The organism is Peribacillus cavernae, from assembly GCF_003989135.1.
GTDB lineage: Bacteria > Bacillota > Bacilli > Bacillales > DSM-1321 > Peribacillus > Peribacillus cavernae.
Genome location: NZ_RYZZ01000037.1, coordinates 107,649 through 133,221, shown reverse-complemented (window position 1 = coordinate 133,221; position 25,573 = coordinate 107,649). Strand labels below are relative to the sequence as shown.

Sequence of the window (25,573 nt, the reverse complement as noted above, 5' to 3'; positions counted from 1 at the left end):
ATAAATTCAGAGGTGAACGACAATGATAAGAAAACTCTCTTTATTCTTACTTATTTCCATTTTGGCTGTTGTTGTTGCAGCATGCGGTTCAAACGATTCTGCTGAAAGTAAAAGCGGGTCTGAAGGAAAGAAAGAATCGGAAGAAATCACAATCAAACATCAATTGGGAGAAACAAAAGTAAAGAAAAATCCTGAAAAAGTAGTTGTATTCGACTTTGGTACATTGGATACATTGGATAAGCTTGGTGTAAAAGTGACCGGTGTGCCGGGACAAAACCTGCCGAAGTATCTCGATAAGTACAAAAGTGTGGAAAATGTCGGCGGGTTAACGGAGCCAGACTTTGAAAAAATCAATGAACTTCAACCGGATTTAATTATTATCTCCGGTAGACAGCAAGACGCTTATGATAAATTCAATGAAATCGCCCCAACGATCTTCATGGGGGTGGATACGAAGAGATATATGGAATCCTTTAAAGAAAACGTCACCACTCTTGGTGATATCTTTAGCAAAGAAGATCAGGCAAAGCAGGAGCTGGCGAAGATCGATGATTCAATTGCCAGCCTAAAAGAAAAAGCATCCGCAAATGATGGAAAAGCGTTAATCACGCTAACTTCAGGCGGCAAGGTGACGGCTTATGGCCCATCATCAAGATTTGGGCTGATTCATGATGTCTTCGGAATTAAGCCTGCTGCTGAAAATCTGGAGGCAGACCCTGTCCACGGACAGAATATCTCTTTCGAATTCATCGCTGAGCAAAACCCTGACATTCTTTATGTAATTGACAGAGATGCAGCTGTCGGTGAAGGCAATAATGCCAAAAAAGTTATTGAAAATGACTTAGTAAAGAAAACTAAGGCTTACAAAAACGGCAAAATCGTTTACCTTGATCCAGACTACTGGTACTTATCCGGCGGTGGATTAGTATCTGTTGTTGAAATGGTTAATGAAGCAGAAACAGGAATAAAATAAAATTGCAATCCGAAAAACTGTCTATCCTCATATAAACCGAGGTGGGCAGTTTTTTAATTTGGAGTATTTATAGGTGATGAACATTTAAAAATAGATGCTTGTAATTCAGTTTATTTGAATAAAAGAAGCGTTAACTAAATGGTTTAAAAAGAAACTAATAAGAAAAAGGAAGCCTAATTTCGACACAAGGCTTCTTTTCTTTATGTTTTTTGCAAAAATTCTTTTGCAGGGGTAAATCTTTTCATATATCAAAAGCTTGAGGTTTTAGTAAAACAGTGAATATAATATCGAATTCTTATATGGGGGATACCAACGCATAGTATTTTTTTAAAAGCATGTTTAGCGTCGCAGGGAACAGGGTAAAAAATCTGAGTTATAATTTTTTGTAAAAAAGATATTCATCATGTATTCTTTATGAAGGGTATCTTTTCTTTTTGTAAAAGACGTGTAATTTTTTTGTGAACATCTTCATAAGATAATGAGTATTTAGGACCTTAACTTGTCCATGACAATCCGGTACAATTTGTAATTATCAATGAGATGGCAATAGAGTAAATAACAGGGAACATGTTGTGTTTATCATCCCGGTATGTTATTATTTACTTTATGTCTGATCTCTCTTATTGGTTTGTCTGAGAGAGTTTTTTTACTTTAACCATTGATTCGGACCGTTACCACTAGTTTAATAGAGGTGAATGTAAATGAAAATTTTCTTAAAAAAGAGTGAAAACATTTTTAAAAATAAAATGATTGGTTTTTTGGCAATCGCTGTTGTTTTGTTCTGGATCAAAACGTACAGTGCTTACAAAGTTGAGTTTAACCTTGGGATCGATAGTTTGCTGCAGGAATTCCTGTTGTTGATCAATCCGATAAGTTCGGCAATATTCATTTTCGGCCTGGCTCTTTTTGCGACAGGCAAGAAGGCATACAAATGGATCATTGGGCTTGACTTTCTTTTATCCTTTCTTTTGTATGCGAATATTATGTACTATCGATTTTTCAGTGACTTCATTACACTGCCGACACTTACACAGGTAAAGAATGCCGGTGACTTGGGGCAGAGTATTACAGCGTTAATGAATCCTTATGATGTTTTTTATTTCATGGATACGATTATTTTAATTGTCCTCTTTGCGGCAAAAATCGTTAAACCTGAAACGGTTAAGCTAAAACGCCGTACAGTGGTTTCGGTGTTTGTTACAGCGGTCATGGCATTTACGGTGAACCTCGCATTAGCGGAAAAGGATCGTCCACAGTTATTATCCCGGACGTTTGACCGTAACTTTATCGTGAAATATCTTGGTATGTATAACTATACAGTATATGATGCGATTCAAAATACAAAAACATACGCCCAGCGTGCGACTGCGAACAGCACGGATATCGCTGAGGTTGTCAACTATACGAAAGCCACCAAGGCAGAGCCAAACCCGGCTTACTTTGGTAAAGCAAAAGGCAAGAACGTCATTTATCTGCATCTTGAATCCATGCAGGACTTCATCATCGATTACAAATTAAACGGTGAGGAAGTTACACCATTCCTGAACTCGCTTGCTCACAGTTCTGACTTTATGTACTTTGATAACTTCTTCCATCAAACTGGTCAGGGGAAGACAGCGGATGCGGAGTTCATGCTCGAAAACTCATTGTACGGATTGCCGCAGGGTGCGGCGTTTACTACTCAGGGTCAAAATACGTATCAGGCCGCACCGGCAATTTTGGGCCAGCGAGGCTATACGTCAGCAGTCTTCCACGGTAACTACAGGACGTTTTGGAACCGGGATAAAACCTATAAATCGCTTGGCTTTGATAAATTCTTCGATGCAAGCTATTATAATATGAACTCAGAAGACGTGATGAATTATGGATTAAAGGATAAGCCATTCTTTAAAGAATCCATTCCTTTGTTGGAGACATTGCCACAGCCTTTCTATTCCAAGTTCATCATGCTATCAAATCACTTCCCATACCCATTGGATGAGAAGGATGCTACAATCGCTAAGCATACAACCGGCGATCCATCTGTAGATGGTTATTTCCAGACTGCACGCTATGCTGATGAATCGCTTCGGGAATTCTTTGATTACCTAAAGAAATCTGGACTGTATGACAACTCTGTCATTATTATGTATGGTGACCACTATGGAATCTCAGAAAACCACAATAAAGCCATGTCGCAGGTACTTGGAAAAGAAGTTGGCAAATTTGAAAATGCACAATTACAGCGTGTGCCTTTATTGATACACGCACCGGGTGTAAAAGGCGGCGAAATGCACCAATATGGCGGCCAAATTGATTTAATGCCAACAATGCTTCACTTGCTGGGAATTGACACTAAAGATTATGTCCAGTTTGGTACTGACTTGTTATCGAAAGAACATAATCAAGTCGTTCCGTTCAGAAATGGGGACTTTGTAACACCTAAAGCCACTGCTCTGAATGGCAAATACTATGACAATGCAACTGGTGAAATAATCAAGAAAAACGCTGAGATTGCCCAGAATGAAAAAATGGTTCAGACCACGCTTAAGCTATCAGATGAAGTCGTAAACGGAGATTTGCTGCGTTTCTATACGCCAAACGGCTTTAAGCCAATCGATCCGGCCGATTATGATTATACTAATGGCGATGATGAACCAAAAGCGAAAACATCGAGTGAATAAAACGGAGCAGGCAAGAAGAAAATTCTTCTTGCCTGTTTTTTTGAATTGAGAAATAGCAAAAAATATAAGTTGGGTTGATCACAGGATTAGGAACCGCTTATTAGTGAAAAAGTCCATATCCCTACAGAATTATAAGCACTAGAATAGATGTTGCCATCGTTAACCACAAATTGCTTGCAGCTATCGGATGTAAAAGCATCGTTATGACTGCAACCATTACGACAGTATGGGATATGGTTATCTGTGACAGCCCTTTGAGGCCGGTTCTCTTGTATACATAGATAGCTACCAATAAGAAGAGGATGGTTTTTAAACTCCATAACAATACCATATATGTTTCACTCCAAATCTTGTTTAATCGATTTGAATAGTCTGTCCTAAATGTCATCGGATACTCCTAGTTGGGTCCATTAAAATTTGCCCGTTTTCAACAGGTACAATTGGGTAAAGATATGTAAAGCGGTTACGAGGAGGAAGAAAATGATTATTGTTTATTTAAGCATCGCTTTAGTTGTCGGCTCGCTGATTTACTTAGCTTTTTATGCTGTAAAAACATTTAAAGACACAAAGCCGGTAATGAACCGAATCACGAAAACGACAGCGATGATACAGGCTAAAACAGAGCAATTAAAATCCGAAACAGATAAATTAACGGTAACACAGCAGGAATTTACTTCTGATGTTCAATATAAGAAGGATGCTGTCAAAGGAACGTTTGAAACTGTTAAGCAAACACCGAAGCCGTTTAAAGAAATATGGCAGGCTGTGAAAGGAAGAAAACATTCACAGATAAAAAGAAGGCATGCAAGAAATTCTATATAATGAGACACTCGGGCAGCACTCTATTAAGGGGTGCTGTATTTTTTTTCTTCTACTGTCAATGAATAAAACAATTATCATGACAAATAGTAACAGTGAACAGAACCTGAAAAGGAGTGAAAGAAATGAAATATGCAGTTATTGCAAGTGCCGTAATGGCATTGTCTATTACGGGATGTGCGACAAATGGAAATGACGACGGAAGAAATAATATTGGGCGGGATACAAGCAATGTGAATGAACGAGTAGATCAAAACACCCGGAATGTTGGAGATGATAACAGAAATGGTGTAAACGATTTTGATACCCGTCAGTTAAGCAACCGCCAGGGTGATTTGAATTCTGCTGATGATGCAGTGAACAGAGTTGAAGACATTAAAAACGTCAAGCGTGCCACTGTGATCACAACTGATAATAATGCCTATGTAGCGGCGACGTTGGACGAAGGAACAAAATTGACAAAGGGATTAGAAGACAAGATAGCCAATGCAGTAAGAAAAGGCGATAATTCGGTAGACCGTGTTTACGTTTCAACCAATCCTGATTTTATTGACAGGATGGACGGTTATGCAAACGATATTCAGAATGGCAATCCTGTTCGAGGACTTGCTGATGAATTTGGTGAAACAGTAAGAAGGGTATTTCCTGACGCTCGTTGATAATGAAGTGGGGCTGGCTCTCTATGGTTGCTGTTTGGAATAATACAGCTTTGATCCAAAAAGAGCCTGCCTTTCTTTATATAGTACATAAATGAACAGTTTTGACGTTTTGAAAAGGGGGAACAGCAATGAAGTTCTTTAAAAGCGAGAAAAAAGTACCACCTTTACAGCATGATACTTCGATTCCGTATGCGGAAGTTCCTGCCAAGGATTTTGAGGAACTTTTTAAGAAATTTAAGGCCTCTGCTGATTTTCTCTCTTTTCAATATCCTTCTGAAGCTGCTTTTACGGTATCTTATTTTAAATCGATTGTAGGCCCTGATCAGGTTCACCAGGAAATTCTGCCTGTTCTAACACAACAACACCCATCCACTTTGGAAGAAGTAAAAAACGGGATACCGGTTGAGAACATAATCATTTCCAACGACCTGAAAGTTATTCAGGATGCAGTGATGACCGGATCGGTGATTATACAAATAAATCCTGATAATAGCCATTGTCTTCTTGTTCCGTGCGCGAGTTCGGAGAAAAGGCAGATTTCCATACCTGAAACCGAGTTTAGTGTCGTCGGTCCAAAGGAAGCATTTGTTGAATCGATCGAGACCAATATCAATTTAATTCGAAAGCGGCTGCCGGTTCCCGAACTTCAGATGAAGGAAATAAAGGTCGGGAGGATTTCGCAAACAAGGATAGCAGTTCTTTATATTGATGGGATTGTCGATCAGGAAAATGTACAGACTGTCATTCAAAGAATATCAGACATTGACTATGATGCGATTGTGGACATTTCATTTATTGCCCAGATGATAGCCGATAACCAAAACTCGGTATTTCCTCAATTTATTGATACAGAACGTCCCGATAGAGCTGCAAGCGGTTTGTCAGAGGGGAAAGTCGTGATTATCGTAGATGGCTCTCCTCAAATCCTTACGGGTCCTACGACTATTACGAACTTCTTTACAGCGTTTGATGATTACTTTGTTACGTGGCATATTGCATCAGTTTTCCGATTAATCCGAGTATTCGCCGTCTTGTTTTCAATTATGTCAACTGCGATTTATGTTGCCGTCACTACTTATCACTATCAATCGATTCCGGCAGACCTGCTTCCCACTTTAATCGCTTCACGTGGTGCTGTTCCTTTTCCTCCTATATTAGAGGCCCTTGTTCTGGAAGGAACGATTGAATTGCTTCGGGAGGCTGGAGCAAGACTGCCGACAAAGGTCGGTCAGACAATCGGTATTGTGGGGGGGATCGTAATTGGTACGGCAGCTGTTCAGGCAGGTTTTGTCAGTAATGTACTCTTGATGCTTACTGCTCTTGCAGCACTGGCCTCGTTCACTACTCCGATTTATCAGATTAGCAATACAATCCGGATAATTCGTTTTCCTTTTTTACTATCAGCCCAGCTTTATGGTCTGTTAGGGGTTGCTATATGCGCGGCGTTCTTCGTTTGCCATTTATTAAAACTTACATCTCTTGGACGCCCATATTTAGAGCCAATTTTCCCTTTACGCGTAAAGGATTTGAAAGACAGTTTCATCAGGCTTCCTTTTTCGAGTCAAACCCAGAGGCCGGAAATTTTAAGAACAGAATATTCATCGCGCATGCAGCCTAAACCTAAAGAAGACTCCAGGGATATTGATGAGTAGAAAGTAGGGTCGAAATGGACAACTTGCCAAAAAAGAATAGAAAGGTTTCTTCATTTTTTGCCATGTTTCTCGTCCACAAAATGCAAATTGGTGTCGGGTTGCTCGGATTCGAGCGGGTCATCGCCAAAAATGCTGGTTACGATGCTTGGGTATCTATACTGATCACCGGTTTCTGCGTAAATATCGTTATCTGGATGTCCTTCCGCATGTTACATAAGGATGGAAATGATCTTATCAGTATCCATAAACACCTATTCGGAAAATGGGTTGGCGGGGGATTAAGCTTATATTTCATTGTTTACTTTGTATTTCTTACAATCACGATACTAAGGACGTACACGGAAGTTATCCAAATATGGTTATTCCCTGGAATAAATGTTCCGGTATTGCTGATTATCTTTGGATTATTGGTTTATAGTTGTGTTGCCGGGGGATTTAGGATTGTTGCGGGGATTGCATTTATCGGACTTTTAATTGGCATGCCGCTTCTGCTGCTGAAATACTTTCCTCTGCAGTATGCTAACTTTTCCAATCTGTCTCCTGTGCTGGACCACTCAGTAAAAGATTTATTGCTTTCAGCTAAGGCGGTGACATTGAATTTTCTTGGGTTCGAGTTACTATTAATGTACTATCCGTTTTTGGATGAGCCAAGAAAGGCGGAGAAATGGGCCCAAATAGGTACTATATTTACGACAGCGGTTTATCTGTTTTCTGCTTTTGTTTCTTTTGCCTACTATACTCAGGAAGAATTAGCACATTCTATCTGGGCCACCTTGACGATGTGGAAAATTGTCGATTTACCGTTCGTTGAGCGGTTTGAATACGTTGGGGTTTCCATATGGCTCTTTGAAATTATCCCGAATGTCTGTCTGGGAGTTTGGGCCGCAAGCAGGGGCGTGAAACGACTGTTCGCTGTAAATCAGCGCAAGTCGTTACTTTTTCTATTATTTATTATCATTCTGTCATGCATGTTGTTTCAAACACGTCAGGGGATCGACCAGTTAAATACGATAGTATCCCAGGTTGGCTTTTGGACTGTTTTTATTTATATCCCTGCTCTGTTTGTTTACTATATGATTGTCGATAAAGTGAGGAAGAGAAGTAAATGATGGGAAAAATGCTGCTTGTTTTATTATCTTTTGTCATGTTAACTGGCTGTGGGGTTCAAGACCATATTTTAGAGGATGTCCTGCTTGCTGAAGTGGTGGGCTATGATACTGCAGAAGCAGATAAGATTAAGGGATCGACGGTAGTATCCGTTTCACAATCTGGTGAGAAATCATCAATGGGAAAAGAAGTATATACTGCAGTCACGCATACTGACAAGAATGTCCGCCAGCAAATTGAATCTGAAGCACCAAGAAGTCTTGTGGGCGGTCGATTGTCTGCTATTCTTTACGGGGAAAAGCTTGCCAGAAAGGGCATCTATGACTATGTAGATACATACCGGAGGGATCCAGCCGTAGGGCGGGACCTCTATTTGGCTGTTGTCTCAGGCAAAGCTGAAGATATCATAAATGTAGAGTCCAAAATGCTAAAAACGCCCGGTGTGAAAACGGAAGAGATTATTGACCATAATAGTAAAACACATCTTCCAGAAACTAGTCTGCACAGTTTTTTATATTACTACTCCGGAAAAAATATGGATCCTGTTCTGCCGTTATTGGAAGTAGAGCAAAACCATATCAAAATAAAAGGGATTGCCCTTTTTAAGGATGATACATATATCGGCAAATACATTAAATACGAGGACGGTTTTTTGTTTAAGGTTCTCCTTGAGAACTTTAAAAAAGGGGTATACGAAGCCAGGATAAAAGAACATTCTTATATAGCTATTGATAATATCTCTTCCAGAGTTAAATATGAGATTAAGGATGGAAATGGAAGTCCTGAAATTTCCATCAAAGCTAAAATTAAAGGAGGGGTGCTCGAAGCCCGTAACATTGAATTGAAAAGCCAGTCTGCTGTTACAGCAATAGAAAAAAAGTCAGAAAAGACACTTGAAAAGAAACTGGACAGGATGGTGAAAATGTTCCAAGACAATAATATCGACCCACTGGCGCTTGGAGATCGGGTACGAAGCCAAACCAGGAATTTTGACAGTAAGCATTGGGAGGATGTATATCGCACAGTCCCTATCAAGGTTGATGTCGATGTAGAACTGGTTCAACAAGGAATTACTGACTAAATAGTATTCATTTTGTTGTGATTTTCTCTTTATCAAGTATAATAATAAAGTGTGAATTAGTTTGATCTTTTGCTTGATCCTTTGCTTGATCCTTTTTAAAAGGGAGAGTTACGATGCAGTCAGAAAAAAATATATCGACCCGTGTCGATTATAGTTTGGCATTTATCATATTCCTCTTGTTCATTGCAAGCTCAATTGCGATTTATAGTGCTCAAACGTCAGAACAGTATAGTGCCAACTTTCTTCTGAAACAAATTGTCTTCTACGTGGTTGGCATTGGAATCATTCTTGGAGTTATCACATTAGACTCGGATCAATTAAAAAAAATCTCCTGGTACTCCTATGGGTTTGGCTGTATTTTACTTATCTTCCTAATAATAGCTCCCGAAAGCATTGCAAAGCCTATCAATGGTGCAAAGAGTTGGTTTCAAATACCGTTTATGGGTTCTTTTCAGCCTTCGGAGGTTATGAAGGTATTCCTGATTTTGTCTTTAGCTAACGTCATTTCAAACCACCATCTGAAAACAATGATTAAAACAACACAGACCGATTTAATATTAATGATCAAGCTCGGCCTAGTTACCGCTCTTCCTCTTGCACTCATCATGCAACAGCCGGACCTTGGAACTTCTCTTGTGTTTTTGGCTATTTTAGTTGGCATGATTTTTATCTCGGGGATCTCCTGGCGTATTTTACTGCCGATATTTTCCACAGGAATTGCTTTGACAGGCACGGTTCTGTATTTTGTCATTTGGTATCCGGATATTTTGGAAAAATATTTAGGCGTTGATCAATATCAATTCGAGCGGATTTATTCCTGGATCGACCCATACAATTACCAAAGTAACTCAGGATACCATTTAACACAATCATTACTGGCGATAGGTTCCGGTCAAACAGACGGCAAAGGCGGAGTGGGCTCCCGTGAAGTGTATTTGCCTGAAGGACAAACCGATTTCATCTTCAGCATCATCGGCGAAGAATTTGGGTTTATCGGTTCTAGTATCGTGATCAGTTTGTTTTTTCTGCTGATCTATCACATCACGAAAATTGGCATGGAAACGAAAAATAATTTTTACACCTATGTATGTGTGGGTGTGATCAGTATGATTACCTTCCATGTGTTCCAGAATATCGGGATGACAATCGGTGTGCTTCCGATTACGGGAATTCCGCTTCCGTTCATAAGCTACGGAGGGAGCTCCTTGATGGGTAACATGATGGCAATGGGGCTTATCTTCAGCATCCGTTATCACTATAAGAAATATATGTTTTCGACCGATACATAGAAAAGACAAATGCGGCCGCTGCAGCATTTGTCTTTTGTGCGCTCGGCAGCGCTTCGCTCTAATGGGTGGAAGTCCCTAACATGCCGTTGTGGCGGAAATGTATAGCTGACAGGTAGTGCGAGTACCGTGAGGTTTCGTGCAGAGGGCCCTGCTCTATTTCTATAGGAAGGCTTCCCCATTAGTGCAAATAAATAGCGATATAAATACAAAAAAGGGAAACACGGGCACAGTGGTTTCCCTTTTAGAGTTAACTATTTTATTTATCCAACAAGATTTTTTCGATATCATCAAGCATTTTATTGGCTGCGATGATACCGCCAGCAGTATTCCAAGTAGCGTCATCAACCTGGTATGCCTTTTCATTCTTAACAGCATTCAAATTCTTCCAAAGAGGATCATTAATCCATTCTTCTTCAGTATCAATAGCTTTTTTATCCCCTTCCGGAGCATAGGTAAAGTAAAAAAGAATATCTCCATCCATTTCAGGAATGGCTTCTTTTCCTACCTCAATCGCGAGGTTACCCAGTTTGTTTTCAGCGGTAAAAAGCTTTTCTTGTTGCCCGGCGCGCTTAAAACCTAATTCATCAAAAATAACACCTGAAAATGAGTCAGTGTAATAAATCCTTGTAACTCCAGCCATGAAACGGACAACGGATACCTCCTGTTTGTTTTTATCACCCAGTTTTTCTTTCAAACTTTCTACTCTTTGATCATATTGACTTAAAACTTCTTTTCCTTTTTCTTCACGATGTATTGCTTTTGCATATAAATTGAAGTTTTCTTTCCAATCTCCTCTTAGTGTTTCGGAGAAAACGGTTGGTGCAATTTCTTTCAGCTGGTCATATTGTTTTTCCTGACGCAATTTATTTCCAATGATTAAATCAGGCTGAAGGGCTGCAATCGCTTCAAGGTTAACCTCGCTTTCAGTTCCAACTACTTCAACGCCTTTCATGTCTTCCTTAATATGCTCATACCAGGGATCACCCAGCCATGATTCTACAGCACCGACAGGTTTAACACCCATTGCTAAAAGAGCTTCGGTACCCTCATTTGTTAAGATGACAATCTTCTTAGGCTTTGCGGGAATGTCTGTTTTCCCCATCGCATGTTCGACCGTGTAGCTTTCATTCTTGGCACTTGTTTCATCCGATTCTTCCTTCTTGTCATTTCCGCCGCAAGCAGTTAGTGCGACTGCAAAAATCAAAGATAGTATAGCCAATATAATGGAACGTTGTTTTGACATGATAAACCTCCTGCATAATGTAAGTGAAATAATAATAATGATAATCATTATCAATCTCTTCTTTTTGATGTTAAAATGAAACAAACTGTTTGTCAATAGGTAAATGAAAACGATTTTCATTATCATTGACAAAGTGTTGAATATTCAACTAGACTGAGAATATGGAATGTCTGACAATAATCGCTTATTAGTATCTGCACATAAATTGGATCAAGATATGGTGAGAGGAAATGCCTTTATGCTTTTAAAGACACAATTTCAAAAAACAGTGGGTTTATACTTATGTTTAGTGCTTTTGCTTTTTTTAATATGTGCAAGTATCGTTTATGGCTATACCGACACATCCTGGAAAGTGGCGCTGGAGGCCTTTACCGATTTTAATGGTTCAAAAGAACATCTGATCTTGCAGTCGGTAAGGCTGCCGAGGTCTTTGATTGCCGCTTGTATTGGTGCAAGCCTGGCAATTTCGGGAGTGTTGATGCAGACGCTGACAAAAAATCCGCTCGCTTCTCCCGAAATTTTCGGTATAAATGCCGGGGCAGGGCTGGCAGTGGTGATTTCTGTCACTATTTTTTCAGCAGGCAGCACGCAAGCTTATACATGGGTTTCGTTTTTAGGAGCTGCGATTGCTGCGATCGGCGTATATATAGTAGGTTCGTTTGGGAGGGAAGGACTTACTCCGCTGAAATTGACGTTAGCAGGTTCGGTCGTCGCCGTATTGTTTTCTTCGATAACACAGGGGTTTCTTGTTATAAGTGAAACTACGCTCGACCAGGTGTTGTTTTGGCTGGCCGGCTCCGTCCAAGGACGAAAGCTTGATACGTTGACTGCAGTTCTTCCATATTTGGCAGTCGGCTGGGTCATATCTTTGTTGCTTGCTTCAAAGTTAAACCTGCTTTCCATGGGTGATGATGTAGCAAAAGGGCTGGGCCTTAAAGTCGGTTTCATAAAATTAACAGCAGCTTCCTGTGTTATATTGCTTGCAGGAGGCGCAGTGGCAATTGCAGGCCCGGTAGGGTTCATTGGAATTGTAATCCCGCATATCACACGCGCAATTATCGGCATCGACCATAGGTGGATCATTCCATATAGCGCCATGCTTGGAGGCATACTTCTCCTAGCGGCGGATATCCTTGCCCGGTATGTCATCATGCCCCAGGAGGTTCCGGTTGGGGTAATGACAGCGATTATTGGAACTCCCTTCTTTATACACATCGCGAGAAAGGGGTTCAACGCAAATTGAATAAGTACAAAAGTTTTCGTTTGTTTAATGGATTCATTTCCATGTTACTCGACAAAAAGACAGCTGCTATTTTTACAGGGCTACTATTTCTACTAATCTTCACTTTTCTGCTAAGCGCGGGAACTGGCCAATTGTATATTTCCCCTTTAGATGTGGCAAAAGCAATACTAGGATTTGGAAGTAAATTGCATACTACAGTAATTACTTCTTTCAGGCTGCCGAGAATCATGGTCGCTATGATGGTGGGAATGGCGCTTGCGGTTGCCGGGGGAATTTTGCAAGGGATTATCCGTAATCCACTCGCGTCACCGGATATAATCGGTTTAACCAGTGGTGCTTCATTTGCAGTCGTGTCATTTTTGGCACTATTCAGCACCGAGAACAATGCACTGACTGTCAGCATCAGCTGGCTTCCAATAGCAGCTTTTGCCGGGGCGGCAATCACTGCTTTCCTGGTTTATTTTTTAGCATGGAAAAACGGGGTTTCCCCGGTCCGGCTTGTGCTAATTGGAATTGGAATTTCAGCTTTGATGCAAGCTGGCACCACGACGATGATGATACTTGGCCCGATTTACCGGGCTTCTCAGGCGAATATTTGGATTACCGGATCGGTAAACGGTTCAAAATGGACAGATGCCTCAATTGTAACTCCGCTTGTTTTAGTATTAATGGGGATTGCTTTTATGCTTGTCCGCCATTTGAATGTTCAGGAATTAGGGGAGGACATTGCACGGGGTGTAGGAAGTAAGGTACAGAAGCAAAGGCTGCTGCTATTACTTATTGCTACAGCCCTAACAGGCAGTGCGGTAGCCTTTGCCGGGGGGATTGGTTTTGTGGGTTTAATGGCTCCGCACATAGCGAGGCGCCTTGTAGGAAGTGCTTTTGGAGCGCTTTTGCCTGTAGCTGCTTTGATAGGTGCTGTTTTGGTCATCATCGCCGATTTAGCCGGCAGAACGCTTTTTGACCCTCTGGAAATCCCAGCCGGTGTTTTCACAGCCAGTATCGGCGCCCCTTACTTTATCTACTTATTATATAAAACGAGAAATTCCTAAAATAAAGGAGCAGGGAAAAATGGACAGTGCGATTAAAACAGAAGCCCTAACTTTATCATATGGCGAACATAATATCATCGATGAATTGGACTTAGCCATCCCAAAAGGTGAAATTACCGTATTCATCGGCAGTAATGGCTGCGGTAAATCTACGCTCCTGCGCTCAATTGCCCGTCTGTTAAAACCAAAGTCCGGCTCTGTTTTATTGAATGGAGAAGCCATCGCAAAGCTCCCCACAAAAGAGGTAGCAAGGAAAATGTCGATCCTTCCCCAATCTCCAGCAGCTCCTGAAGGGTTGACGGTCATGCAACTGGTTAAACAGGGAAGATATCCATACCAAAGCTGGTTAAAGCAGTGGAGTGAAGAAGATGAACAGAAGGTAGAAGCGGCTCTTGCAGCTACAGGGCTTGTTGAGTTAAAAGACCGTCCTGTCGATACTCTTTCAGGCGGACAGCGCCAACGTGCCTGGATTGCGATGACTCTTGCACAGGACACAGAGTTCCTTCTTTTGGATGAGCCTACCACGTATCTCGATATGACACACCAGATTGAGATCCTTGATTTATTGTTTGATTTGAATGAAAAAGAAAACCGGACGATTATCATGGTACTCCATGATTTGAATTTAGCCTGCCGTTACGCCCATCATATCGTTGCATTGAAAAATAAAAAGGTTTGTGCCCAGGGAAAACCTGAATCTATCGTGAATCGTTCCCTAGTAAAAGAAGTCTTCCAAATGGCTTGTGAGGTTACAGTGGACCCTCTTTTTGGTACGCCTCTATGTATCCCCCATGGAAAAGGCAGATATATCGTTAAGGAGTCCCTGTAATGGGAAATGGGTTCACACAACATAACCTCGAGCTTTCACTTTTTCAGTTTTCTGGAAATAAAATGTTAGAGAACGATAAAGCTTATAATTAAAATCGCTGCCTTAATGTCACTCTACAAATCTCGTCTATTTTTATTAGCGTGAAATAACTATTTCATATCCAGATATTGCGAGAAGTGGTAAGATTAAATTGTCGAATTTTAGGTTTTTCTCTACCTATATGCTTTTTAGGGGGTTATACTCATGGAACAAGCAATGAGGGATTTTTTTCTCTTTCTTTCTAAAAATAAAGGCCTGACCAAAATGGCTAAAAAATATGGTCTTCGCTTTGGTGCCTCACGTTTCGTTGCTGGAGAAACAGTTGATTTAGCGGTGGCAAAAATTAAAGATCTCAACCAAAAAGGCCTTGCTGTCACGATTGATTACCTTGGTGAATTTGTCGATAACGAAAGGGAAGCGAACGAAATGGCTGACAACTCGATCATTGCCATCGAAGCCATCGGCAAGCATAGTCTGAATTCGCAACTGTCGTTAAAAATGACTTCAATGGGGATGGATATTTCCGAAGAAGTCGTCATGAGGAATATGCGAAGGATCCTTGATGCGGCGAAAAGAAATAATGTATTCATAACGATTGATATGGAAGATTATTTGCACTGCCAGACTACAATTGATATTTTCAAAAAATTAAGAGAAGAATACGATAATGTCGGTACCGTGATTCAAGCGTACCTGTATCGAACCGAGAAGGATATTGATGATCTTGATAGCCTTCATCCAAATCTTCGTCTTGTCAAAGGTGCCTATAAGGAATCCGCGGAGGTTGCTTTTCCGGAAAAGCAAGACGTCGACGATAACTATAAGAAGATTATCAAGATGCATTTATTAAATGGAAACTATACGGCGATTGCCTCCCATGATGAAACAATCATCGAATATACAAAGCATCTTGTGAAGGAGTATAACATTCCGAATGACCAATTCGAATTTCAAATGCTTTATGGGATTCGTACCGAACGACAGTTGGGATTAGTGAAGGAAGGCTATAAAATGAGGGTATACGTGCCATATGGAACAGACTGGTATGGTTATTTTATGCGCCGTCTGGCTGAGCGGCCGGCTAATGTGACCTTTGTCTTAAAAGGAATGCTAAAAAAATAATCATCCTTTTGAAAGCGCTATCTTTTCCTGAAGGAATCAGTGCGGAAAAGTATTAAGGTATGCATCCGTAATGTCTTTTCCGCATTTTCCAAAGTATTGGCAAGCATAACTTTTGGCGCTTACGCTTATTTTTTATACTGGTTATTTTGGCTGTTTACTTTCCCCCCGCCGTCATTTTCCACAGTAGGGCCCGCATTTCCTTTGACGCTTGCTGCACTTACTCCGGCTTTAGAGGGGTTCTTTTTGAGTCTGGCCATATTTTCACTTCACCTCCTGGTCTTGAGATTATTTTTTCCGAACGGATTAAAAATAATCATCGATGATATGCAGGAACAAAAAATATATGAAAAAATGATCTTTTTACATCTTTTTAATTGCGGAATTTTCGAAAATATTTTATATTTAAATCAGCAGGAAAAAAGATGAATATTTTTTTGAAGACAAAATGAATGAGTGTTCATTCAAAACACTATGTAAGGGGGATATGAACTTGGTTCGACAAATACGAAAGGCTGCTGTTCTAGGGTCGGGAGTTATGGGATCAGGGATTGCTGCACACCTTGCGAACATCGGCATTCCAACTTTATTATTAGACATTGTTCCTCGTGAACTGACAGAGGATGAAAAGAAAAAAGGACTGACACTTGAAGATAAACAAGTAAGAAACCGCATCAGCCAAAATTCCGTGCAAAAGCTTTTAAAGCAAAAGCCGGCACCGCTGACCGCGAAGAAAAACTTAGCATTAATTGAAGCGGGAAACCTTGAGGATGACCTTGAGCGTCTTAGCGAAGTAGATTGGGTCATCGAAGTGGTTGTAGAAAATCTTGCGGTGAAACAGCAAGTATTTGAAAAGGTGGATCGATTCCGCAAGCCGGGCAGCATCATCAGTTCAAATACTTCAGGTATCTCAATCGAAGCGATGGCAGAAGGGCGTTCAGAAGATTTTAAAAAGAATTTTCTTGGGACTCACTTTTTCAACCCGCCGCGCTATTTGAAACTATTGGAAGTAATTCCTACGAAAGACACCGATCCTGAAGTGCTTTCGTTCATCAAGCTGTTTGGCGAAGATGTACTAGGTAAAGGCGTCGTTGAAGCAAAGGATACGCCGAACTTCATCGCAAACCGCATCGGTACGTACGGCCTGCTAGTGACCGTCCGCGAAATGCTTAAAGGAGGCTACAGCGTAGGGGAAGTAGATTCCATAACCGGCCCGATGATCGGCAGGGCAAAAAGTGCCACATTCCGTACGCTTGATGTCGTGGGATTAGACACTTTTGCACACGTTGCCAGGAACGTTTATGACCAGGTAGATGGTGCCGAAAAAGAAGTTTTTGAAATTCCCGATTTTATTGAAAAAATGATTGAGAACGGCTGGCTTGGCAGTAAATCCGGTCAAGGGTTTTTCCTGAAAAAAGGCAAGGAAATCCTTGAATTGAACCCGGAAACACTCGAATACGGTGAAAGAAAGAAATTGAAGACGGCTTCCACTGAAGCGAGCAAACAGCAAAAAGGGCTTGCAAACAAAATGAAGGCGCTCGTATATAGCGAGGATCGTGCTGGCCAATTGCTATGGAACATCCTTAGTCCTGTTCTTACTTATTCAGCCGAATTGACTGGCAGCATTGCTGATGACGTCGTGGCAATTGACCAGGCGATGAAATGGGGATTTGGCTGGAGTGCAGGCCCATTTGAAACATGGGATGCGATCGGCCTAGAGAAATCAGTAGCCCGTATGGAAGAAGAGGGTAAACAGGTTCCTAGATGGATCAAGGAAATGCTCGCTAACGGGATTACTACTTTCTATCAAGAAAATGACGAAGGCAAAACTTCTTACTATGCAAATGACGGGTATAAAGAATTGCTTGAAAATTCAAAGGTCATCAATCTGAAGACACTGAAAAAGCGAGGCAAAGTAATCAAGAAAAATAGCGGTGCGAGCTTGATAGACATTGGAGACGAGGTCGCTCTATTAGAGTTCCATTCCCCAAATAATGCAATTGGTCTTGATATCGTGCAAATGATCAATTTTGCAGTGGAAGAGGTAGAAGCAAACTATAAGGGCCTCGTCATCGGAAATCAGGGCAAAAACTTCTGTGTCGGCGCGAACCTCGCGATGATGCTGATGGAAGCCCAGGATGACAATATCTTGGAATTAGATATGGTGATCCGCCACTTCCAACAGGCGATGATGAAAATCAAATACAGTGCGAAGCCCGTTGTAGCAGCTCCGTTCAACATGGCACTAGGCGGCGGTGCTGAGGTTTGCCTCCCTGCAGCACATATCCAGGCCTCAAGTGAAACTTATATGGGCCTTGTGGAGGTCGGCGTTGGTCTGATTCCTGGCGGCGGCGGGAACAAAGAGCTTTATATCAAGCACTTAAAGAGCCTGCCTAAAGGCGTTGACTTCGACCTGCAAAAGGTTGCCAACAAAGTGTTCGAATCAATTGCGATGGCCAAGGTATCCACATCAGGGGAAGAAGCCAGCGAAAATAATTTCTTGAATTTTGCCGATGGGATCTCAGTGAATCCGGATCACCTTTTATATGATGCAAAACAAGCAGCACTTGCCTTGTATGAACAAGGTTATACAGCCCCGGCGAGAACGAAGGTTCCGGTTGTAGGTGAGCCAGGTTACGCAGCCCTTCTATTAGGTGCAGAATCGATGAGGCTTACAGGCTTTATTTCCGATCATGATATGAAAATTGCCAAGAAATTAGCCTATGTTCTTGCGGGCGGTAAAGTACCGTATGGTACCGAAGTAGATGAGCAATACTTGCTGGATTTAGAAAGGGAGGCTTTCTTAAGCTTAGTCGCTCAGCCAAGGTCACAGCAAAGAATGCAGCATATGCTTGTTAAAGGCAAGCCGCTGCGTAATTAATATCCTTGCAAAGGCGCTTGCGCTTTTCTTGACAAAAAATAGGTAAGGGGGATCTTCATGAGAGAAGCGGTAATTGTTGCCGGGGCACGTACTCCGGTAGGGAAAGCGAAAAAAGGTTCTCTTGCTGCCACACGTCCAGATGATTTAGGAGCTCTTGTAGTTAAAGAAACAGTAAAGCGTGCGGGAAATTATGAAGGAAATATCGATGATTTGATTATTGGCTGTGCAATGCCTGAGGCAGAGCAGGGGTTGAATATGGCCCGGAACATTGGTGCGCTCGCAGGCCTGTCGTACGAAGTTCCAGCCATCACAATCAATCGATACTGCTCAAGCGGTCTGCAAGCAATCGCGTATGGCGCTGAGAGAATCATGCTTGGCCAGAGCGATACAGTCATCGCAGGCGGAGCAGAATCGATGAGCCTTGTACCAATGATGGGCCATACAACCCGTCCGAATGCAAAACTTGCTGAAACAGCTCCTGAATATTACATGGGAATGGGACATACAGCAGAAGAGGTTGCCAAGAAATTCGGAATTTCACGTGAAGATCAGGATGCTTTTGCTGTCCGCAGCCACCAAAAAGCAGCGAAGGCGATTGCAGAAGGAAAATTTGCAGATGAAATTGTACCTGTAGACGTAACCCAACGTTTCGTAGGCGCGGACAATAAGCTTAAAGAAAAAACATTCCAGTTCACTCAGGACGAAGGAGTCCGGGAAGGAACCACCTCCCAAATATTAGGTAAATTGCGACCTGCTTTCTCGATGACAGGATCTGTTACTGCAGGGAATGCTTCGCAAACTAGCGATGGGGCAGCTGCGGTCATGGTAATGGACGGAGAAAAAGCTTCATCCTTTGGCCTTGCGCCGATGGGGAAATTCCGTTCCTTTGCTGTAGCGGGCGTTCCGCCGGAAATCATGGGAATCGGCCCGGTTGCGGCAATTCCTAAAGCGCTTAAACTCGCCGGTCTTGAACTTTCCGACATCGGGTTATTTGAATTAAATGAGGCATTCGCTTCACAATCGATCCAAATCATCCGCGAGCTTGGCCTTGATGAAGAAATAGTGAACGTAAATGGCGGTGCGATTGCACTTGGGCATCCGCTTGGATGTACCGGTGCTAAATTGACGTTATCATTGCTGCATGAAATGAAGCGCAGAAACCAGCAATTCGGTGTTGTTACCATGTGTATTGGCGGCGGAATGGGTGCTGCTGGCGTGTTCGAATTGCTAGCTTAATACGTTTTTGCATTTTTGAAATAGGAGGAAATAATCAATGTCAAATCAAACTGAGTCCTTAATAAAAGGCGGCGGCTTTTTAGTCGAAGACGTCACTCATGATAGAATATTTACACCGGAAGACTATACGGATGAACAAAAAATGATTGCCAAAACAACAGAGGATTACGTAACAAATGAAGTCCTCCCTCAAGTTGAGCATCTTGAAAATCATGAATTTGACCGTTCCGTTAAATTGCTTAAACAAGCTGGAGACCTTGGATTATTAGGGGCAGACGTTCCTGAAGAATATGGCGGCCTAGGTCTTGATAAAGTAAGTTCAGCGCTAATCTCAGAAAAAATGGCCCGAGCAGGCGGCTTCTCGATCACTCACGGCGCACACGTTGGGATTGGTTCGCTTCCAATCGTCCTATTCGGCAACGACGAGCAAAAGAAAAAGTACCTGCCATTGCTTGCAACTGGTGAAAAACTCGCTGCGTACGCGTTGACTGAGCCGGGCTCTGGTTCCGATGCTCTTGGAGCTAAAACGACAGCAAAATTGAACGCTGAAGGAACTCATTATGTATTGAACGGTGAAAAACAGTGGATTACAAACGCCGGTTTTGCCGATGTATTCGTTGTATATGCAAAGATTGACGGCGATAAGTTCTCTGCTTTCATCGTTGAACGTGAATACCCCGGTGTATCTACAGGTGCAGAAGAAAAGAAAATGGGGATCAAGAGCTCATCGACTCGTACACTAATCCTTGAAGATGCCCAGGTTCCTGCCGAAAATCTTCTTGGCGAAGCTGGAAGAGGACACGTAATTGCATTCAACATCTTGAATATTGGACGTTATAAGTTAGGAGTAGGTGCTGTCGGCGCTTCCAAGCATGCACTTGCTATAACTGCTTCTTATACAAACCAGCGCCAGCAATTCAAAACAAAGCTTTCTTCTTTTAATCTGACAAAGGAAAAACTTGCGACAATGGCATCAAAATTATATGCGGCTGAAAGCTCTGTTTACCGCACTGTAGGCCTGTTCGAGGACCGTATGAGCAAGCTTACTGACGAAGAAGTCAGGGATGGAAAAGAGGTTGCAAACTCGATTGCTGAATATGCAATTGAATGCTCACTTAACAAATTCTTCGCTTCCGAAGTTTTAGACTATATCGTTGATGAAGGTGTTCAGCTACATGGCGGTTACGGCTTCATGCAGGAATATGAAATCGAAAGAGCATACCGTGATTCCCGTATTAACCGTATTTTTGAAGGAACAAATGAAATCAACCGCCTTTTAGTTCCTGGAACATTCATCAAGAAAGCAATCAAAGGTGAGCTTCCGCTTTTCCAAAAAGCACAGGCGCTGCAAGAAGAATTGATGATGATGATGCCTGAAGAGCCTGGTGATGAACCGTTGGCACAAGAAAAATTATTAGTGCAAAACGCCAAGAAAATCGGCTTATTGGCTGCCGGCCTCGCTGCGCAAAAATATGGCAATGAATTGGAGCAGGAACAAGAAGTCCTTGTGAACATTGCCGATATTGCTTCCTTCGCTTATGCAATGGAATCTGTCGTCTTGCGCACCGAAAAAGCAATCGCAGCAACAGGACTTGAAAAGAACCAACAAAAAGTTCTTTACACAGAGATTTTCTGCCAGGAAGCTTTCAACCTGATTGAACAACATGCAAAAGAATCGCTTATCGCTGTTGAAAGCGGCGACACTTTGCGCATCATGTTGTCTGCACTTCGTAAATTGACAAGACACAACCCTGTAAATGTTATCGCTAAGAAACGCGAAGCATCCGTTAAACTGATTGAAGCTGAGAAATACGTACTGTAATTTGGCTTTTACAAAGCCTATCGGGAATATCCTTACGAGGGTATTTCCGTTTTTTTCTTACTTTAAAAGTCTTTTTTTAGTCGACGTTCCTTATTTTAAGGCGCTTCCGCTTTTTTTAAATAAATGTCGAAGAAAAATACAGCAAATATTTTGTATTGGGAAGGGAAAACGGGTATTCTATCAGTAGGTGGTGAAGCAATGGCCTTAACATTTTACTGGTACCCAAAATGCGGAACGTGCCGGAAAGCAAAAAAGTGGCTTGACAGTCATGATATTGAATATGATGAAGTTCATATCGCGGAAAAGCCGCCTTCTAGGGATGAAATGGAAGAATTATACCAAAAAAGCGGATTGGAACTGAAGAAATTCTTTAATACAAGCGGACAGAAGTACAGAGAACTTGGTTTGAAGGACAAGCTAAAGAATGCGACGGAAGATGAAATGCTTGACATATTGTCGAGTGACGGCATGCTGATTAAAAGACCCATTGCTTCTGATGGCAATAAGGTAACTATCGGTTTTAAAGAGGAAGAGTATGAGCAAACCTGGCAATCATGATCGTTGCAAAAAATTCAAAATCTATTGAAACCATAATAGATCTAATTTATTACATAGGTATGGAGGGAATTTGACATGACAACACCAAAGGAATTTCATTATTCTGAGGAACATGAGTGGGTAAAAGCAGAAGGGGAAAATGTTCGTGTCGGCATTACACAGTTCGCACAATCCGAACTAGGAGACATCGTTTTCGTTGAACTTCCAGAAGTGGGTGCGAGCGTCACTGCTGACGAGCCATTTGGCAGCGTTGAATCGGTAAAAACTGTTTCTGAGCTTTACGCGCCAGTCAGCGGCAAGGTTGTGGAGGTAAATGAAGACCTCAATGACAACCCTGAATATGTGAACGAATCCCCTTACGAAAAAGCATGGATGATTGTTATCGAGCCTTCCGATAAAGGCGAGCTTGACAACTTGATGACTGCTGAGCAGTATGATGAAATGACGAACGAAGGCTAAGATGTTGGAGGAGGCTGCTTAAGTCTTCTCCGTTTTTATAACACTAACTTCCAAATAAGGCTTGTTCTTACGAAGCCGATCTAACAGGTGATGACAATGGAAAGCAGGCAACTGGATAAAGTTATCATTGTTGAAGGAACTTCTGATAGAAGGAAAGTAAAAAGTGTGCTAAAGGAAGATATTGAAATTATCTGTACAAATGGTACGATTTCGTTAGCCAGATTGGACGAACTTGTTGATGAGTTAGTCAACAGGGATGTCTATATCCTGGTGGACGCTGATGAGTCAGGGGAAAAGCTAAGAAAGCAATTCAAGAAGGAAATCCCTGAGGCCATGCATCTATACATCGACAAAATGTACCGCGAAGTTGCCGCGGCGCCTGCCTATCACATTGCGACGGTACTTTTAAGTGCAAATATTGATGTAAATATGGAATTTGTAGAACAAAGGATGAGTTAGCAGATTATGCAAGAATGGACAGAACAGGAACTGAATACGGCAATACAATGGAAAAGAACATTTTGCTTATATCTATATACGCCAATGTGCGGAACCTGCCAGGTCGCGTCGAGAATGCTGTCAGTCTCACTTGAACTGTTACCCGATGTTACTTGCGGCAAAATGAATATGAACTTTTCAAAAAAGTTGGCGATGCAGTACGAAATAGAAAGCGTTCCCTGCCTGATGATATTCAAAGAAGGCAAACTAAACAGAAAGATATATGCTTTCCAGTCAGTCCCTTATCTGTATGAGGTGCTGAAGGATCTGGCATAAAACTAAATTGGATAGTAAAGTCATTAGTTTGGCTAGTAAACTGGTAGTTTTGGATAGTAAATCTCTAATTTTGGATATAGAAATCTTATACATTGACACTCTATTTGCCAGCGTGATAAAATCACTAACGTACTAATTAATGAATTTACATGTAATGCGTCAATTTCATATAGTTACTGCTCTTATCGAGAGAGGTGGAGGGATGTGCCCGATGAAGCCCGGCAACCGGCAAGGTTCTTCCTTGAAAAGGTGCCAATTCACAAAAAGCCTTGTGCTTTGGGAGATGAGAGAAAGGTCTCGTTTCATCTGCCTTTCTGCTCACGCGGAAGGGCTTTTTTGTTGAATAGGAGTTCATAGTTTTATTGGATAGAGGTGAGTACAGATGATAACACTTTCAAAAGTGAGTAAAATATTCCGCGCATCAGGTGAAGCCATTCAAGCGGTCGATGACGTCAACTTGTCGATCAACCAGGGCGAAATTTTTGGGGTCATAGGATACAGCGGTGCCGGGAAAAGTACGCTTATCCGAATGCTTAACGGCTTGGAAACCCCAACGGAAGGTTCTGTAGTTGTAGCTGAACATAATATTTCCAAAATAAAAGGGGCAATGCTTCGAAAAGCACGCCAGGAAATTTCGATGATTTTCCAGCATTTCAATTTGCTCTGGTCCCGGACGGTACATGAAAATATTTCATTTCCGTTAGAAATTGCCGGAATGCCTAAAAACGAACGTGATGCCCGCGTAAAAGAGCTTATTAATCTCGTCGGCCTTGAAGGAAGAGGCAATGCGTATCCTTCCCAGCTGAGCGGCGGCCAAAAGCAAAGAGTAGGCATAGCGAGAGCCCTTGCAAATGACCCTAAAGTACTACTCTGCGATGAAGCGACATCGGCTTTGGACCCGCAAACTACCGATTCCATATTGGAGCTGCTTGTCGATATAAACAAACGGCTTGGGCTTACGATTGTCCTGATCACTCATGAAATGCATGTCATCCGGAAAATCTGCCATCGTGTCGCAGTAATGGAGAGCGGCCGCATTGTAGAACTCGGGCCAGTATTGGATGTATTCAGAAATCCTGCCCAACAAATTACGAAACGATTTGTAAGGCAGGTCACCGAGCCGGAAGCAACGAAGGAAGCGATCGTCCATTTAGCTGAGCGCTATCCGGAAGGGAAAGTCATTCAATTAACATTTGTTGGGGAAAGTACTGAAAATCCGCTGATAGCCAATTTGATTCGTAACTTTGACCTGGATGTTAACATTGTCCAGGGGAAAATATCACAAACGCAAAATGGATCATACGGGACATTATACATTCATATAGACGGAAAGAATGACGAAATCACCCGCGCGCTGGAATATATCGAGAAACAGCAGGTAGGCGTGGAGGTGATTGACAATGAATGAGGGATTGTTTCCAAACATCGATTGGCAAGATATTATCGAAGCGACCAATGAAACGCTTTATATGACGGGGATTTCAGTTGTAGCTACATTTGTCCTCGGGATTTTGCTAGGATTGGTCTTGTTTTTGACCTCAAAGGATAATGTCTGGGAAAACCGTACTATTAACTTCATCATTAGTGCCTTCGTGAATATTTTCAGATCGATTCCTTTCATTATATTAATCGTGCTGCTCATTCCCTTTACGAAAGCGATCGTCCATACAATGATTGGGGAGAATGCGGCATTGCCCGCGCTCATCATCGGGGCTGCACCATTTTACGCACGTCTAGTGGAAATTGGCCTTCGTGAAATCGACAAGGGAGTAATCGAGGCTGCAAAGTCGATGGGTGCCCGGACAGGGACGATCATCTGGAAAGTACTGTTGCCTGAATCGATGCCGGCACTCGTATCTGGAATTACCGTAACAGCGATAGCCCTCGTAGGTTATACAGCGATGGCTGGTGTAATCGGCGCAGGCGGCCTTGGCAACCTTGCCTACCTTGATGGCTACCAGCGAAACCATAATGATGTGACCTTAGTTGCAACCATTATCATTTTAATTATCGTCTTTATCCTTCAATTTATTGGAGACTTTGTTACTTCTAAGCTGGACAAAAGATAAAAAATC

Annotated in this window: 24 protein-coding genes and 1 riboswitch; of the genes, 21 read left to right on the top strand and 3 right to left on the bottom strand. The window is 41.9% G+C overall.

Going from position 1 to position 25,573, the window contains the following annotated elements; translation table 11 throughout:
- Window positions 1-22 precede the first annotated feature (22 nt).
- Both ELQ35_RS19415 and ltaS read left to right on the top strand, forming a co-directional pair.
- Entirely contained in the window at window positions 23-973 is a 951-nt protein-coding gene (locus tag ELQ35_RS19415) for a siderophore ABC transporter substrate-binding protein (protein WP_126866834.1), read from the top strand.
- Window positions 974-1,674: 701 nt separating this feature from the next.
- Window positions 1,675-3,636, top strand: a complete 1,962-nt coding sequence (gene ltaS / locus ELQ35_RS19410) for a lipoteichoic acid synthase (RefSeq protein WP_126866833.1) — start codon at window positions 1,675-1,677, stop codon at window positions 3,634-3,636.
- 121 nt (window positions 3,637-3,757) lie between these two features.
- Here ltaS and ELQ35_RS19405 read toward each other — a convergent pair whose 3' ends face one another.
- A complete protein-coding gene (locus tag ELQ35_RS19405; RefSeq protein WP_126866832.1) occupies window positions 3,758-4,024 on the bottom strand; it encodes a hypothetical protein in 267 nt (88 codons plus the stop codon).
- 92 nt (window positions 4,025-4,116) lie between these two features.
- On the opposite strand from ELQ35_RS19405, the gene ELQ35_RS19400 reads away from it, so the two are divergent.
- The 6 genes from ELQ35_RS19400 (at window position 4,117) to ELQ35_RS19375 (ending at window position 10,243) form a co-directional block, all read left to right on the top strand.
- Window positions 4,117-4,458, top strand: a complete 342-nt coding sequence (locus ELQ35_RS19400) for a DUF948 domain-containing protein (protein ID WP_126866831.1) — start codon at window positions 4,117-4,119, stop codon at window positions 4,456-4,458.
- A 122-nt stretch (window positions 4,459-4,580) separates the two neighbouring features.
- Window positions 4,581-5,114, top strand: a complete 534-nt coding sequence (locus ELQ35_RS19395) for a YhcN/YlaJ family sporulation lipoprotein (RefSeq protein ID WP_126866830.1) — start codon at window positions 4,581-4,583, stop codon at window positions 5,112-5,114.
- A 128-nt stretch (window positions 5,115-5,242) separates the two neighbouring features.
- Window positions 5,243-6,766: a spore germination protein gene (locus ELQ35_RS19390; RefSeq protein ID WP_126866829.1), complete on the top strand. Its 1,524-nt coding sequence runs from the start codon at window positions 5,243-5,245 to the stop codon at window positions 6,764-6,766.
- A 14-nt stretch (window positions 6,767-6,780) separates the two neighbouring features.
- Window positions 6,781-7,875, top strand: a complete 1,095-nt coding sequence (locus ELQ35_RS19385) for a GerAB/ArcD/ProY family transporter (RefSeq protein ID WP_126866828.1) — start codon at window positions 6,781-6,783, stop codon at window positions 7,873-7,875.
- Window positions 7,872-8,954: a Ger(x)C family spore germination protein gene (locus ELQ35_RS19380; RefSeq protein WP_126866827.1), complete on the top strand. Its 1,083-nt coding sequence runs from the start codon at window positions 7,872-7,874 to the stop codon at window positions 8,952-8,954. The genes ELQ35_RS19385 and ELQ35_RS19380 overlap by 4 nt, the downstream gene beginning before the upstream one ends.
- A 113-nt stretch (window positions 8,955-9,067) precedes the next feature.
- Window positions 9,068-10,243 carry an FtsW/RodA/SpoVE family cell cycle protein gene (locus tag ELQ35_RS19375; RefSeq protein WP_126866826.1) on the top strand — a complete coding sequence of 392 codons (1,176 nt, stop codon included), beginning with the start codon at window positions 9,068-9,070 and terminating at the stop codon, window positions 10,241-10,243.
- A gap of 256 nt (window positions 10,244-10,499) precedes the next feature.
- On the opposite strand, the gene ELQ35_RS19370 is transcribed toward ELQ35_RS19375, so the two are convergent.
- Window positions 10,500-11,486, bottom strand: a complete 987-nt coding sequence (locus ELQ35_RS19370) for an ABC transporter substrate-binding protein (RefSeq protein ID WP_126866825.1) — start codon at window positions 11,484-11,486, stop codon at window positions 10,500-10,502.
- A 238-nt stretch (window positions 11,487-11,724) separates the two neighbouring features.
- Between ELQ35_RS19370 and ELQ35_RS19365 the strand changes: the two genes are divergently transcribed.
- From ELQ35_RS19365 to ELQ35_RS19350, 4 genes are all read left to right on the top strand, one after another.
- A complete protein-coding gene (locus tag ELQ35_RS19365) occupies window positions 11,725-12,729 on the top strand; it encodes a FecCD family ABC transporter permease (protein ID WP_126866861.1) in 1,005 nt (334 codons plus the stop codon).
- A complete protein-coding gene (locus tag ELQ35_RS19360; RefSeq protein ID WP_126866824.1) occupies window positions 12,726-13,781 on the top strand; it encodes a FecCD family ABC transporter permease in 1,056 nt (351 codons plus the stop codon). The genes ELQ35_RS19365 and ELQ35_RS19360 overlap by 4 nt, the downstream gene beginning before the upstream one ends.
- 19 nt (window positions 13,782-13,800) lie before the next feature.
- On the top strand, window positions 13,801-14,610 hold the full coding sequence (locus tag ELQ35_RS19355; RefSeq protein WP_126866823.1) for an ABC transporter ATP-binding protein: 810 nt from the start codon (window positions 13,801-13,803) through the stop codon (window positions 14,608-14,610).
- Between the two features lie 243 nt (window positions 14,611-14,853).
- Entirely contained in the window at window positions 14,854-15,771 is a 918-nt protein-coding gene (locus ELQ35_RS19350; protein WP_126866822.1) for a proline dehydrogenase family protein, read from the top strand.
- Window positions 15,772-15,896: 125 nt separating this feature from the next.
- Here the strand turns inward: ELQ35_RS19350 and ELQ35_RS19345 are convergent, their stop codons facing one another.
- On the bottom strand, window positions 15,897-16,028 hold the full coding sequence (locus ELQ35_RS19345) for a YuzL family protein (protein ID WP_117306777.1): 132 nt from the start codon (window positions 16,026-16,028) through the stop codon (window positions 15,897-15,899).
- Between the two features lie 233 nt (window positions 16,029-16,261).
- On the opposite strand from ELQ35_RS19345, the gene ELQ35_RS19340 reads away from it, so the two are divergent.
- The 9 genes from ELQ35_RS19340 (at window position 16,262) to ELQ35_RS19300 (ending at window position 25,567) form a co-directional block, all read left to right on the top strand.
- Window positions 16,262-18,649, top strand: coding sequence for a 3-hydroxyacyl-CoA dehydrogenase/enoyl-CoA hydratase family protein (locus tag ELQ35_RS19340; protein ID WP_126866821.1), 2,388 nt, complete (start codon window positions 16,262-16,264; stop codon window positions 18,647-18,649).
- A 57-nt stretch (window positions 18,650-18,706) separates the two neighbouring features.
- Window positions 18,707-19,885 (top strand): acetyl-CoA C-acetyltransferase, encoded by a 1,179-nt coding sequence (locus tag ELQ35_RS19335; protein WP_126866820.1) that lies wholly within the window; start codon window positions 18,707-18,709, stop codon window positions 19,883-19,885.
- Window positions 19,886-19,922: 37 nt separating this feature from the next.
- Window positions 19,923-21,707: an acyl-CoA dehydrogenase family protein gene (locus tag ELQ35_RS19330; protein ID WP_126866819.1), complete on the top strand. Its 1,785-nt coding sequence runs from the start codon at window positions 19,923-19,925 to the stop codon at window positions 21,705-21,707.
- 198 nt (window positions 21,708-21,905) lie between these two features.
- Window positions 21,906-22,265 carry an arsenate reductase family protein gene (locus ELQ35_RS19325; protein WP_126866818.1) on the top strand — a complete coding sequence of 120 codons (360 nt, stop codon included), beginning with the start codon at window positions 21,906-21,908 and terminating at the stop codon, window positions 22,263-22,265.
- A gap of 75 nt (window positions 22,266-22,340) precedes the next feature.
- A complete protein-coding gene (gene gcvH / locus ELQ35_RS19320) occupies window positions 22,341-22,724 on the top strand; it encodes a glycine cleavage system protein GcvH (RefSeq protein ID WP_126866817.1) in 384 nt (127 codons plus the stop codon).
- A gap of 96 nt (window positions 22,725-22,820) precedes the next feature.
- Complete coding sequence (locus ELQ35_RS19315) at window positions 22,821-23,183, top strand: toprim domain-containing protein (protein WP_126866816.1); 363 nt, start codon at window positions 22,821-22,823, stop codon at window positions 23,181-23,183.
- A gap of 6 nt (window positions 23,184-23,189) precedes the next feature.
- Window positions 23,190-23,498 carry a thioredoxin family protein gene (locus tag ELQ35_RS19310; protein ID WP_126866815.1) on the top strand — a complete coding sequence of 103 codons (309 nt, stop codon included), beginning with the start codon at window positions 23,190-23,192 and terminating at the stop codon, window positions 23,496-23,498.
- Between the two features lie 179 nt (window positions 23,499-23,677).
- A riboswitch (SAM riboswitch) is annotated at window positions 23,678-23,788 on the top strand.
- Window positions 23,789-23,880: 92 nt separating this feature from the next.
- A complete protein-coding gene (locus ELQ35_RS19305; RefSeq protein ID WP_126866814.1) occupies window positions 23,881-24,906 on the top strand; it encodes a methionine ABC transporter ATP-binding protein in 1,026 nt (341 codons plus the stop codon).
- The gene (locus ELQ35_RS19300; protein ID WP_126866813.1) at window positions 24,899-25,567 is read left to right on the top strand and encodes a methionine ABC transporter permease; all 669 of its coding nucleotides are present in this window, start codon (window positions 24,899-24,901) and stop codon (window positions 25,565-25,567) included. Before ELQ35_RS19305 ends, ELQ35_RS19300 begins: the two co-directional genes overlap by 8 nt.
- Window positions 25,568-25,573: the final 6 nt, after the last annotated feature.

Bases quoted from the DNA above. Each gene is read 5' to 3' on its own strand.
- ELQ35_RS19415 (WP_126866834.1), top strand. From the start codon at position 23: ATGATAAGAAAACTCTCTTTATTCTTACTTATTTCCATTTTGGCTGTT.
- ltaS (WP_126866833.1), top strand. From the start codon at position 1,675: ATGAAAATTTTCTTAAAAAAGAGTGAAAACATTTTTAAAAATAAAATG.
- ELQ35_RS19405 (WP_126866832.1), bottom strand. From the start codon at position 4,024: ATGACATTTAGGACAGACTATTCAAATCGATTAAACAAGATTTGGAGT.
- ELQ35_RS19400 (WP_126866831.1), top strand. From the start codon at position 4,117: ATGATTATTGTTTATTTAAGCATCGCTTTAGTTGTCGGCTCGCTGATT.
- ELQ35_RS19395 (WP_126866830.1), top strand. From the start codon at position 4,581: ATGAAATATGCAGTTATTGCAAGTGCCGTAATGGCATTGTCTATTACG.
- ELQ35_RS19390 (WP_126866829.1), top strand. From the start codon at position 5,243: ATGAAGTTCTTTAAAAGCGAGAAAAAAGTACCACCTTTACAGCATGAT.
- ELQ35_RS19385 (WP_126866828.1), top strand. From the start codon at position 6,781: ATGGACAACTTGCCAAAAAAGAATAGAAAGGTTTCTTCATTTTTTGCC.
- ELQ35_RS19380 (WP_126866827.1), top strand. From the start codon at position 7,872: ATGATGGGAAAAATGCTGCTTGTTTTATTATCTTTTGTCATGTTAACT.
- ELQ35_RS19375 (WP_126866826.1), top strand. From the start codon at position 9,068: ATGCAGTCAGAAAAAAATATATCGACCCGTGTCGATTATAGTTTGGCA.
- ELQ35_RS19370 (WP_126866825.1), bottom strand. From the start codon at position 11,486: ATGTCAAAACAACGTTCCATTATATTGGCTATACTATCTTTGATTTTT.
- ELQ35_RS19365 (WP_126866861.1), top strand. From the start codon at position 11,725: ATGCTTTTAAAGACACAATTTCAAAAAACAGTGGGTTTATACTTATGT.
- ELQ35_RS19355 (WP_126866823.1), top strand. From the start codon at position 13,801: ATGGACAGTGCGATTAAAACAGAAGCCCTAACTTTATCATATGGCGAA.
- ELQ35_RS19350 (WP_126866822.1), top strand. From the start codon at position 14,854: ATGGAACAAGCAATGAGGGATTTTTTTCTCTTTCTTTCTAAAAATAAA.
- ELQ35_RS19345 (WP_117306777.1), bottom strand. From the start codon at position 16,028: ATGGCCAGACTCAAAAAGAACCCCTCTAAAGCCGGAGTAAGTGCAGCA.
- ELQ35_RS19335 (WP_126866820.1), top strand. From the start codon at position 18,707: ATGAGAGAAGCGGTAATTGTTGCCGGGGCACGTACTCCGGTAGGGAAA.
- ELQ35_RS19330 (WP_126866819.1), top strand. From the start codon at position 19,923: ATGTCAAATCAAACTGAGTCCTTAATAAAAGGCGGCGGCTTTTTAGTC.
- ELQ35_RS19325 (WP_126866818.1), top strand. From the start codon at position 21,906: ATGGCCTTAACATTTTACTGGTACCCAAAATGCGGAACGTGCCGGAAA.
- gcvH (WP_126866817.1), top strand. From the start codon at position 22,341: ATGACAACACCAAAGGAATTTCATTATTCTGAGGAACATGAGTGGGTA.
- ELQ35_RS19315 (WP_126866816.1), top strand. From the start codon at position 22,821: ATGGAAAGCAGGCAACTGGATAAAGTTATCATTGTTGAAGGAACTTCT.
- ELQ35_RS19310 (WP_126866815.1), top strand. From the start codon at position 23,190: ATGCAAGAATGGACAGAACAGGAACTGAATACGGCAATACAATGGAAA.
- ELQ35_RS19305 (WP_126866814.1), top strand. From the start codon at position 23,881: ATGATAACACTTTCAAAAGTGAGTAAAATATTCCGCGCATCAGGTGAA.
- ELQ35_RS19300 (WP_126866813.1), top strand. From the start codon at position 24,899: ATGAATGAGGGATTGTTTCCAAACATCGATTGGCAAGATATTATCGAA.